The organism is Helicobacter ibis, from assembly GCF_027859255.1.
Taxonomy (GTDB): domain Bacteria; phylum Campylobacterota; class Campylobacteria; order Campylobacterales; family Helicobacteraceae; genus Helicobacter_D; species Helicobacter_D ibis.
Map to the genome: position 1 here is coordinate 1 of NZ_JAQHXR010000005.1, position 11,113 is coordinate 11,113.

General features: G+C 32.0%; 14 protein-coding genes. 3 read left to right on the forward strand and 11 right to left on the reverse strand.

The genetic code is table 11. From position 1 onward, the window contains the following. The 6 genes from PF021_RS07550 to PF021_RS07575 form a co-directional block, all read right to left on the reverse strand. The coding region (locus PF021_RS07550; protein WP_271021881.1) for a PDC sensor domain-containing protein at positions 1–1,076 on the reverse strand (1,076 nt) is incomplete at its 3' end. A gap of 62 nt (positions 1,077–1,138) precedes the next feature. Then, on the reverse strand, positions 1,139–1,951 hold the full coding sequence (locus PF021_RS07555; RefSeq protein ID WP_271021882.1) for a MetQ/NlpA family ABC transporter substrate-binding protein: 813 nt from the start codon (positions 1,949–1,951) through the stop codon (positions 1,139–1,141). 21 nt (positions 1,952–1,972) lie between these two features. Continuing rightward, positions 1,973–2,623 carry a methionine ABC transporter permease gene (locus PF021_RS07560; protein ID WP_271021883.1) on the reverse strand — a complete coding sequence of 217 codons (651 nt, stop codon included), beginning with the start codon at positions 2,621–2,623 and terminating at the stop codon, positions 1,973–1,975. An 8-nt stretch (positions 2,624–2,631) separates the two neighbouring features. Next, positions 2,632–2,829: a hypothetical protein gene (locus PF021_RS07565; protein ID WP_271021884.1), complete on the reverse strand. Its 198-nt coding sequence runs from the start codon at positions 2,827–2,829 to the stop codon at positions 2,632–2,634. Between the two features lie 26 nt (positions 2,830–2,855). Further along, positions 2,856–3,221, reverse strand: a complete 366-nt coding sequence (locus PF021_RS07570) for a hypothetical protein (protein ID WP_271021885.1) — start codon at positions 3,219–3,221, stop codon at positions 2,856–2,858. A gap of 8 nt (positions 3,222–3,229) precedes the next feature. Further along, on the reverse strand, positions 3,230–4,189 hold the full coding sequence (locus tag PF021_RS07575) for a methionine ABC transporter ATP-binding protein (protein WP_271021886.1): 960 nt from the start codon (positions 4,187–4,189) through the stop codon (positions 3,230–3,232). A gap of 90 nt (positions 4,190–4,279) precedes the next feature. Here PF021_RS07575 and PF021_RS07580 point away from each other — a divergent pair, with 90 nt between their 5' ends. Genes PF021_RS07580 through PF021_RS07590 form a run of 3 tightly spaced genes read left to right on the forward strand, consistent with a single transcriptional unit; the run spans position 4,280 to position 6,588 of the window. Next, on the forward strand, positions 4,280–4,528 hold the full coding sequence (locus tag PF021_RS07580) for a hypothetical protein (protein WP_271021887.1): 249 nt from the start codon (positions 4,280–4,282) through the stop codon (positions 4,526–4,528). Positions 4,529–4,530: 2 nt separating this feature from the next. Beyond that, on the forward strand, positions 4,531–4,749 hold the full coding sequence (locus PF021_RS07585) for a hypothetical protein (protein ID WP_271021888.1): 219 nt from the start codon (positions 4,531–4,533) through the stop codon (positions 4,747–4,749). After that, positions 4,750–6,588 (forward strand): primosomal protein N', encoded by a 1,839-nt coding sequence (locus PF021_RS07590; protein WP_271021889.1) that lies wholly within the window; start codon positions 4,750–4,752, stop codon positions 6,586–6,588. It abuts the gene before it with no gap. A gap of 69 nt (positions 6,589–6,657) precedes the next feature. On the opposite strand, the gene PF021_RS07595 is transcribed toward PF021_RS07590, so the two are convergent. The 5 genes from PF021_RS07595 to PF021_RS07615 all read right to left on the reverse strand — a co-directional run bounded on the left by PF021_RS07595 (position 6,658) and on the right by PF021_RS07615 (position 11,113). Beyond that, complete coding sequence (locus PF021_RS07595) at positions 6,658–7,089, reverse strand: hypothetical protein (protein ID WP_271021890.1); 432 nt, start codon at positions 7,087–7,089, stop codon at positions 6,658–6,660. Between the two features lie 233 nt (positions 7,090–7,322). Further along, entirely contained in the window at positions 7,323–8,972 is a 1,650-nt protein-coding gene (locus PF021_RS07600) for a cation acetate symporter (protein WP_271021891.1), read from the reverse strand. Further along, positions 8,965–9,327, reverse strand: a complete 363-nt coding sequence (locus PF021_RS07605; protein WP_271021892.1) for a DUF485 domain-containing protein — start codon at positions 9,325–9,327, stop codon at positions 8,965–8,967. Before PF021_RS07605 ends, PF021_RS07600 begins: the two co-directional genes overlap by 8 nt. Before the next feature lie 149 nt (positions 9,328–9,476). Continuing rightward, positions 9,477–9,893, reverse strand: coding sequence for a universal stress protein (locus tag PF021_RS07610; RefSeq protein WP_271021893.1), 417 nt, complete (start codon positions 9,891–9,893; stop codon positions 9,477–9,479). An 8-nt stretch (positions 9,894–9,901) separates the two neighbouring features. Then, a complete protein-coding gene (locus PF021_RS07615) occupies positions 9,902–11,113 on the reverse strand; it encodes a molybdopterin molybdotransferase MoeA (RefSeq protein ID WP_271021894.1) in 1,212 nt (403 codons plus the stop codon).

An 11,113-nucleotide genomic window follows, 5' to 3' on the forward strand; every position in this document is an offset into this window, starting at 1 on the left:
ATATTATCATTTATGGCTTTAGCCATAGAACCAAATTCATCATTAGATGTTATAGCTATTGGTTTAGGAGCTTGTTTAGTTTCATAGTTTATGTATTTAAAGAATGAAAGTAGACCTTGTTGGATAGTTGATAAATGTTTTAAATTTAAACTAATTAAAAATTTAATTAAAATCAAAGCAACAACTATCGACAACACTCCGACTAAAAGCTGTTTAAAAAATATATCTTCTATCGTATTTGTATAGACACTTTCAGCCATAATTGAACACACATAATATTTTGACATTTTTGGAGATTCGCATATAACTGCTCTATTACCACCCTCACCATCATCTATTATTAATGTTTCTTTTGATATTTTCCCATCTTTGCCCTCTGGTGTTTGCAAATATGCTTCCATTATGTTTTCTGCTAACTTTGTTTTCTGTAGCATTTTACCAACTTCTTCACTAAACATAACAGTACCATCTTTTGCCAAAACAACACTATAACCATCTCTTGATTTGCCCATACTAAGAACATTTGCAGAATATTCAGATAAATCATAATTACCGCCAACAGCACCTATGAATTTACCATTTGATACAATTGGATACGAATATGACATTGAAGGGGCTTTTAAACTAGGAGCAATATATGGATCTGATACAAAAACTTCATTTGGATTATTTTTTACTTCTTTATACCAAGTCCTGCCTCTAGGATCATACCCATCTGCTGGCGTCTGATGATTTCCATTAGATCTTATCATACTACCATCTTCAAATCCCGCATAAAATACAGCAAAGTTACTAGCTTCACCAACACTTTTCACAACAGAATATATTTCTTGTAATGTCATATTTGGATTTCTTGCAATCTCATTAGCTGCAGCTTTAACTGCATTACGCTTTACATAATCATAATATGAAAAGAAAATTACAATATCGTCAACCGTTTTTGTTTGAATTTGTGTCAATAAATCATATGCATTTCTTTTTGACTGAAAATAACTATAGCCACTAACTACTATCAAAACAAGCACAATAAATATACCCATATACATTGTCAACTTATTTGAAATTCCTTTAAACATAGCTCTCCCCTTATATATAAATTAAGTAATGAAAAATATCTACAATAATCTAAACCAAGCTATTAAAAGCTTGGGATAATAGCACCTTTGTATTGTTCATTTATATAATTTTTAATTGTATCACTTTGTAGAACTTTAACTAACTTCTGAATATTTTCATCATTTTCTCTACCCTCTTTTACAACCAAAATATTAGAATATGGGGATTCTTTATCTTCAATTGCTATTGCATCTTGCAGAGGATTTAGATTTGCCAAAAGTGCAAAATTTGTATTAATAACCGAGATTGTAACATCATCTAGCGTCCTAGTTAATTGTGGTGCATCAACCTCTTTAAAGCTCAAATTTCTATCATTTTGTATAACATCTTGTGGAGACACTAAATTCCCTTCTGATAGCTTGATAATACCTTCTTTTTCTAAGATTCTCAATGCTCTAGAACCATTTGATGGATCATTTGGTATTGTAACTACATCTCCATCTTTTAGCTCATCTAGGCTTTTAATTTTTTTAGAATAAACACCCATTGGCTCTAAGTGGATACTAGCAACGCTTACTAGCTTTGTCCCCTTCTCTGCATTAAAAGAATCCAAATAAGGCTTATGCTGGAAAAAATTTGCATCTAAAGATCCATCTTCAAGTGATAAATTAGGAGTTACATAGTCTGTAAATTCTTTAATTTCTAAACTAATACCCTCTTTTTCTAATAATGGAACAACCTGTGACAGTATCGTAGCATGCGGCTCTGGAGTAGCTCCAACTATTAACTTTGCACTTCCTTTAGTGTCAGCACTAGAATCAGAATCCACTCCGCACGCTATAAAAAAAACAGCCAAAAAAACTCCAAACACCGAAAATAACAATTTATTTAACATCAAAACCCCTTACAGTTAAAATCATCGTTTTAATTTCCTATATAAAAAATCACCAAAACTTTGGATTAATTGAACTAAGAAGATTAAAATCAACACAGTATATAACATAATATCGCTTTGAAATCTATAATAACCATATTTTATAGCAACATCGCCAAGTCCTCCACCGCCTACTGCACCAGCCATAGCACTAAAGCCAATGACAAGTATTAAAGCAAGTGTAATGCCAGATACAATGCTGGGTAATGCCTCTATAAACATTACTCTAAAAATGATTTGCAAATTACTAGCCCCAAAACTAAGTGAAGCTTCAATAACACCTCTATCAACCTCTTTTAACGCAGATTCTATTATTCTAACTATAAATGGTGCAGCACCAATACTTAAAGGAACAATAGCGGCACTAGCACCTATACTTTTTCCTATTAGCCATTGCGTAAATGGAAATAACACAACCATCAAAATCAAAAAAGGAAAAGACCTAAGAGTATTTGTAATAGTATCTAGCACGACAAATATGGCTCTATTTGGAGATAGTCCATTTGGTGCATGTAACACAAGCAAAATAGCGGGAATAATCGCTAAAGCAGTAGCAATTGTAGTTGCTACAATACTCATATAAAGAGTATCAATTGTAGCTTCTAATAATATATTTAACAATTTATAATCCATAACAATCCTTATCTAAAATCATATTTATATTCCTCATAATATTTCTCTAGCTTTTCTTTCTTACAATCTTTTACAAAAAATATCCCAAGAGTATCTACTCTATCGATACATTCTAAAAACTCAAGCAAACAACCATAAATTTCCAATCTATCAAAAAAATCATGAATGATTATCTTAGAATTTGGATAGTGTTTGATAGACTTCAATGCACACGCTACCCTAAACCTGCCATCTACAAAAATAGTATCAATTTCGCCCCCCCCCCACTATTAATCGCATTAAATATAGCAGAAGAATACGATGAAAAAGAAGCTTTGCTACTATCATCTACTGGCACTCCCCACTCTTTAGCAGCACCTATATTTACATGAAAAATATTTAATCTATTGCCAAAAATCATTAAATTATTTAATAATTGCCTTGCAAAATTAAAATCAGATTCAACGCTAATTACATTAGCTTCAGTTAGATAAAACATATTAAATGTGCTACCTCCACAACCAAACTCTAAATAACTCTTTAAATCTAAAGTATGCTTTGTAAATAAATTTATCTCCCTTGTAGTTGCATGCATTATATTTGTTGTAATCACCGACATAAAATCCCTTAATCAACTATTTCCCAATTTGTCCCATGTGTGCTTAGGTAACTAAAGACTTTCTCTTTTATATCCTCTTGTATATTTATAACAAGCACACCAAGTGCGATACCACCAAAAGATTCTAAATTCCCCCATACTATGTTACAATCTATATCAAGCTCTCTTGCCATTTTTGTGATAATTGGATTGCTTGCTACTTCCTTTGGAAAATAGATTCTTATATTAACCCCGCTACTTGGTAATATCTCATTTTCTCCCAAAAACTCTCTCATTTTTTTGTCTGGTTCTAGGAATAGCGATTCAATGCTTCCGCATTTTAGAATCTCTCCATTTTCCATAAATGCAGCCTCGCTACATATCTTTTTTACAACTTCCATTTCATGTGTAACAATAACAATTGTGACACCAAGCTTTTCTTTAATTTCTAGCAATAAATCTAAAATAGAACTTGTAATTAGTGGATCAAGCGCACTTGTCGCCTCATCACTAAGAAGTAATTTAGGATTCATAACCAATGCCCTAGCGATAGCTACTCTTTGCTTTTGACCTCCACTAAGCTCACTTGGATAATGCTTGGCCCTATCTTTTAGCCCAACTAGCTCAAGTAGATTATAGATTCTATCTTTATCTATCTTCTCTCCCCAACATTCTAGTGGCAAGATTATATTTTCATACACACTTTTCCTATCCATAAGCGAAAAATGCTGAAAAATCATGCCAATATTTTTGCGTAACTTTCGCAAAGATTCCTTTTTTAGAGATGTAACTTCAACTCCATCTATTTTAATACTACCACTATTTATACCCTCAAGCCCGTTAAATGTCCTAAGCAATGTGCTCTTCCCAGCACCACTATGTCCTACAAGACCAAAAATTGAACCTTGCTTTATACTTAAATTAATATTTTTTAAAACTTCCAGTTTGCCATATTTTTTATAAACTTGATTTACTTCGATGAAATTCATGCTTTTCCAATTTTTAAGATTGCGTATTTTAGCAAAAATTATATGTTTATGTTAAAATACCACACTTTATTCAATGCAATAGGAGTTGCTATGGAAGAAAATGAATCGAACACACTTTTAGAAGGTATAGATAAGCTACTTGAAGAATATAAGCTCTTTAAAGAAGAAAATCAACAATTAAGACAACAAATTGTATTGCTAAAAGCAGAAAATGAAGCAAAAAAATCAGAAATAAACTCGCTTTGTGATGAGATAAATGAAAAAGATAGGATCCTAGAAACTCAAAACAAAGAGTTAGCAGTAATCAAGGATAAGATTCAAAGTGTGATTAAGGGTTGATTATGGATAGTCCATTTCGCGTTTGTATCTATGGAAGATTCTATGAAATACCTTCAAAGGATATATCAAGCGAAACTTTAGCTAAACTAAAAAATCTAGCAGACGATAGTGGCAATGTGAATCCTCGCGATTTGCTAGTAGCATTTTTAGAGTCAAGCGAAGAAACACAAAGCTTAAAACAAAACATACAATGTGCTATCACAAAGTTAAAAAGCAGATAATTGTTCTACTATAAAATATTACCACTAAAACATAATCTACAAGAGCTAACATACTATTCTAAAATACCACTAAAAATAGGACAAATAGTAGAAGTAGAGTTAATAAACAAGATAATACATGGTGTTGTATTTTTAGAATCTAATAAACCAAATTTTGAATGCAAAGAGGCAGTTGCAAGCGAATATTTTCTAAGCAAGATTCAATTATCAATAGCAGAATTTATTACTAGTTATTATTTTACAACAAGAGCCATTAGCTATGGGCTATTTACACCATTTAAAAACAAAGATACAAAGCTAGATTCCATAGAATTCAAACTACAAAGCCTAAGCCAAGCACAAAATTTGGCACTAAACTTCATAAAAGATAGACAAAGCACACTTTTATTTGGTGATACTGGAAGTGGCAAAACAGAAATATACATACATTTAATAAATGAAGCACTAAAAAATAGACAAAATGCAATCTTTCTAATGCCTGAAATCTCGCTAACACCACAAATGGAAAAGAGACTAAAGGCGGTTTTTGGGGACATTTTAGCCTTTTGGCATTCAAAAGTTAGCAAAAAAAAGAAAAATGAAATACTAAACTTAATTTATGATAATAAAATAAGAATCTTAGCTGGTGCAAGATCTGCATTGTTTTTGCCAATACACTCTTTAGGGCTAATAATAATCGATGAAGAGCATGATGATGCATACAAATCAAGCTCAAACCCAACATACCACGCAAGAGATGTAGCACTCTATCTTGCACAAAAACATAATATAAAAATACTTCTAGGATCTGCAACACCAAGCCTCTCTACATATTATAGATTCAAAGAAAATAATTCTATGTATAGACTAAAAGGCACTTACTATAATTCAAACAAAAAATTCGTATTTTGTGAAAATAGTGAAGATAAAATAATTATAAACTCACTACAAAACACCATAGATTCAAATAATCAAGCAATAGTATTTCTCCCAACTAGGGCAAATTTCAAATACTTAATATGCAAATCTTGTAGCACTAGCATACACTGCCCAAATTGTAGCGTTGGAATGAGTTTGCACTTAAAAAATAAAAAACTAAAATGCCACTATTGCCAACACACACAAGAAATCCCACAAAGATGTCCTTGTGGAGGTGAATTAAGTAGCCAAAGAATAGGCACACAAGAATATGTAAAATATCTACAAAGCAATCTAAAAGATTCAAAAATTCAATGCTTTGATAGAGATGAGATAACAACACAAAAAAAACTAACACACATTCTTAATGAGTTTAACAAAAGAAAAATAGATATTTTAGTTGGCACTCAAATGTTATCAAAAGGACATGATTATCACAATGTAAAACTAAGTGTAATTTTAGGCATAGATTACATAGCTCAAAGCTGTGATTATAGGGCAAATGAAAAAGCAATATCTTTACTATTGCAACTAGCTGGACGAAGCGGAAGAAAAGATTCTGGATTAGTTCTAATTCAAAGCAAAAATAAAGAATACTTACAAAATTATCTGCAAGATTACGAATCTTTTTTAAAAGATGAATTACTAATTAGAGAGCACCTATACCCACCATATATGCGTTTAGCACTTGTAAAAATCTCACACATAAACAAAGATAAAGCGATTTTAATAATGGAAAAATTAATCTCCAAAATAAAACAGAATCTAAAAAGCAAGACAACAATAGTAGGATATGGGGAATCTCCAATTCAAAAGTTATCCAACAAATGGAGATTTAGTATCATGCTAAGAAGTACAGAAGCAAAGAATCTGCATGATTCTTTGCTAATATTGCGTGGAGAGAATTGCACAATCGATATAGATCCTATTGATTTTGTATAAAATACCTATAATACATATCTAGCGTTATTAAAAAGCTATGAGATGATACTGGAGAGATAGCGCCAAAATTTACATTTTATGTGCAATAACAAGTATATTCTGCCTATACCAATTATATATTTGCATTGTTCCAAAATTTAGTATTATAAAGTCATAACATACATAATCATTACTAGCAAACAAATTAGCCCAATACGCTGGTGGTTGCTCATTTACATGATGAGTTCCACCTTGGAGAGGAATTGCAGCTGAAAAAATTATAATATAAGATAAACTAGTTAATAAATTTATGAAATTTTGAGCATATTTTACTTCAAAATGTTCTGCAACTTCTAAGCTCTCTGCTACATCAAAGGGCTTAATCCTCCCAACCCCCCCCCGCATACTAGAGGCTTTATAAGTTTCATTATTATTTAAAGATTCTAAGATTTTTTGATAATCATTTGTTAGATTTACTTGTTGATAATTTGATTTTGGGATAAAAAACATAGAATCTTCCATATTATTCCCATCAATACCAAACACCCTAATAGAAGAATCAAACTCGCTCCAAGCTTTAAGCCAAGTGCCAACGCACAACCAACATCAATGACACTTTTTGGTTACAAAAAATTTATTGTGTGTATTGCAGATCTATAACTGCCTTCTGCTTGTTTGTAAAATTATTCATCATAAATTTTTACAATATTTTCTAGTTCCATTATAATCTCCAAAATTTTTGGAGATTAATCATGCTAATGTGCTACTGCCTCGCTTATACCAACTCCGCTCTGTGCTCTAAAATCTTGTGCTTCAAATCCTGCTCTATCGATTGTAGCTCGTTTTGAATTATCAAGTTTAGAAATAACATAAATTAACACAAAAGTAAGTGGCATAGAAAAAATAGCCGGGTGATCATATGGGAAGATAGCCTCTTCAAATCCAAAGCTCTTCACCCAAATGCTAGGGCTTAAGACAACTAATACAACCACAAAAATAAGTCCTATTAATCCACCAAAAAATGCACCTTTTGTAGTTAATTCTTTCCAATATATGCTAAGTAATAATATAGGAAAATTGACACTAGCTGCTATGGCAAATGCCAATCCAACGGTAAAAGCTACATTTTGCTTCTCAAAAATAATCCCTAAAAATATCGCCAAGATTCCAATGCCAATTGTTGCAATTTTGGTAACCTTCATCTCTAACTTTGGATCGCATTCTCCATTTTTACACACATTTACAAACAAATCATGACTTATAGCTCCAGCACCAGAAATAGCAAGTCCAGCAACTACTGCCAAAATAGTAGCAAATGCAACTGCAGAGATGAATCCTAAAAATAAATCACCGCCAATCACTTGTGCTAAAGTAACAGCAATCATATTTGAAATACCATTGTAGCTTCCATCTTCGTTTAAGAAGTTTGGATTCCCAAGCAATAATGCAATAGCACCAAAGCCAATAATAAATGTAAGGATATAAAAATATCCTATAAGACCGGTTGCATAAAATACTGACTTTCTAGCCTCTTTTGCGTCTTTAACCGTGAAAAATCTCATTAAAATATGAGGAAGCCCAGCAGTTCCAAACATCAAAGCAAGTCCCAAAGAAACAGCAGAAATAGTATCAGGCAAAAATCCTCCAGGTAACATTATTTTCTCACCTTGAGGGTGATTTTTCACCGCTTCTGCAAAGTAATAACTAAGATCAAATTTGGTTAAATATAAAATCATAATCGACATAAAAGTCGCTCCACCAAGCAATAAAATAGCCTTAATAATTTGCACCCAAGTTGTCGCATGCATACCACCAAATACAACATAGCAAATCATTAAAATTCCAACCAAAATAACAGCAGTAGCATACGGAAGCCCAAATAACACTTGTATTAGTTGCCCTGCACCAACCATTTGTGCGATTAAATAAAATACAATTACGCTAAGTGCAGAAATAGCAGATATAACTCTAATGGGCTTTGAATCTAATCTATATGCAGTAATATCTGCAAATGTGAATTTCCCTAGATTTCTGAATTTTTCAGCAATCAAAAACAAAATAATAGGCCAACCAGCCAAAAAACCAATAGAATAAATAAGCCCATCAAAACCATTTGTAAAAACAAGTGCAGTAATCCCCAAAAAACTAGCCGCACTCATAAAGTCTCCTGCAATAGCAGTTCCATTTTGCAATCCTGTGATATTACCACCTGCAGTGTAAAAACCACTTGCACTTTGTGATTTTTTGTTTGAATAAAAAGTAATTCCCAAAGTCGCAAGAACAAATATCACAAACATACTAACTGCAATAGGATTGAAGCTAGACATACCAGCACTACCCACATCAACAGCAGCACCAAAAACACTTGAAATACTAATAATAAATCCTAACAATATTTTATTCATAATTTTCCCTCTCTTTTGTTTTGCCTAGCTTCAAATCATCTAAAGCACCACTTTTTTCCAAATCCTCTATAACTTCTTGTTGAACTTTGTCAAAATATTTATTTGCAAAAAATGTATAAAGTCCGGTTGTTAAAATACATAAGATTATTAAAAAAATACCAACCATAATCCCAAGCGTAATGGAGCTAGGTCCAAGCCTATAACCCAACACATCGGGAAACAATCCAATTCCAGCTACAAAAACATAGTAACATATAAGCACTACTATTGATAGTGTAGTGGCAACTTTGTTTCTTAAAGTAACAAATCTCTTAAATTTATTTATAGATTCGTAATAATTGCTATTGCGCTCCATTAATACTCCTTTGTTATTAGGTTTAATAATATCCTACACTAATTTATACTAATAGTAATTGAATCTAGCTTACTTTTTGAAAATAGTTTTATATATGTTTAGTAGAGTAACAAGTATATTTATATGAGTAATAAAGTAACATATAAATGTTACTTTACAATTAGAATCGGTATAGGAGACTTTTCAGAGAAACTACTTTGATTGCTTGAAAAAATACTATTCCAAATACTACTCTCACTATGTCCTATCGCCAATAAATCATAATCTTTAGAATACTCTAGCACTTCCTCTACTGCTTCACCTTCTAGCATAACACTTGTAACATCAATATTATTATTTCTAAAAATATCAACAAACTTTTCTAATAGCTTACTACTTTCTTTGCTTTCTTTGTTTTCTATCTCTTCATATGCTGCAAGTGCTGCCTCTCCATATAGCATTATTGGCGTTTTTACATGCACTAAAGTAATGCTAAAGCGTTCATCTTTCCCAAAAAAATCAACAATAAAACTAGCAGCCTTTTGACACGCCTTTGTATCATCAATTGCAAATAAAATCTTTTTCATAACCCCTCCTAATTTATGTAATTAGATTCTATTTTGCCCCATAAACTTTTAAAAGGCAATATTTTAATTTGATCTTTACTTTCTATATCACATCTATCTTGTGAAAAAATAGCAATAGCACTACTTCTAAAAATAGGCAAAATCTCCCCAGAGGTATAACCCCTAACCACACTAAACTCTCCATTTTTAATATCTCCAAGCATAGCTTCTACTCTATTTTTTTTTCTAAAAGATTCAGTATTTTTTAGAGATATATATTGCAAATAATGTGCACTAGCACCACTAAGCTGCCTTAAAAATGGAATAATTAAAAACTTTAACAACACACAAGAAGCTAAAGGATTCCCTGGTAATGCTACTATAAACTTATCCCTATTTTTACTTCTATATTTTGATACCATTATTGGTTTTCCTGGTTTAATATTTATAAAATCAACTATAAACTCACCATTTTCACTTAGAATCTCGCGCATAAAATCAGCCTCGCCTTTACTAGCTCCACCAGTTGTAAAAATCACATCATAAGCACTATCTAAAATAGCCCTTATACTATCCTTATCATCTCTTAACACTCCACCATAGCTACACTCTATACCAACTTCTTTTAGATTCTCTATTATCATTGTTGTATTTGAGTTATATATTTGATAGTCAGCTGCACTCTCCCACGGCTCTTTTAGCTCATCTCCACTAGAAAAAACACAAATTTTTAGCTTCTCATACACACTAGCATGACTTATGCCTTGTGAAGCTAGAATCATTAATGCACTTGAATCTAACTCATCTCCAACACTTAAGAGTATATTTCCCCTGCTTACTTCTTCTCCCATAATGCGAATATTTTGTCCCTTTTGATATTCTTTATTTAATACTATCTTCTCTGCACTAAAGCCCCCTTCTACCTCTTCAAATGGCACTACAAAGTCTGCGCCATTAGGTATCTTTGCTCCTGTCATTATTTTTATAGATTCTCCACTTTTAATGCTAAGAGAAGAAAAATCACCAGCTAGTATCGTTCCTATCACTTTGCTTTGTCTATCACTTAGACAACAAGCAAACCCATCCATAGCAGAATTATCAAACGCAGGTAAAGACTTTTGGCAAATAATGTCCTCACTTAAAATTCGTTTATTTAAACTAGATAGAGGCAAAATTTGTGTCTCTAGCTTAAAGTTTCTACCGGCTAATTCTAATGCTTTTATCGCTTGTGTTAATTCCAT